This is a genomic window from Mesorhizobium sp. M1A.T.Ca.IN.004.03.1.1, assembly GCF_003997555.1.
Lineage (GTDB): Bacteria > Pseudomonadota > Alphaproteobacteria > Rhizobiales > Rhizobiaceae > Mesorhizobium.
Genome location: NZ_RZTV01000513.1, coordinates 1 through 262, shown reverse-complemented (window position 1 = coordinate 262; position 262 = coordinate 1). Strand labels below are relative to the sequence as shown.

Sequence of the window (262 nt, the reverse complement as noted above, 5' to 3'; positions counted from 1 at the left end):
AAGGGGATCCTGCAGCACATGCCCACAATGGCCGCGGGTGTGATGCAGGATGCGCTGCACGCGCTGCAGCAGGAGGGCCGGATCAATCCGCCACCGCCACCGGCCGAGCGCCTGCGCGACGTAAGGACCGAGGACATCACGATTAACGCCGAATCCCTGCTGACACGCGCCAGCGATATGGAGCCCGAGGTCACCGTCATGCTAAATCGTGCGGCCGAGCCCTATGGGCGACTGGTGGGAACACAGCATACACTGAAGTCGC

General features: G+C 64.1%; 1 protein-coding gene. It reads left to right on the top strand.

What is annotated here, in order from left to right; genetic code table 11:
- Positions 1-18: 18 nt before the first annotated feature.
- A partial coding sequence (locus EOD29_RS32685; protein WP_164763991.1) for a hypothetical protein occupies positions 19-262 on the top strand: 244 nt, incomplete at its 3' end.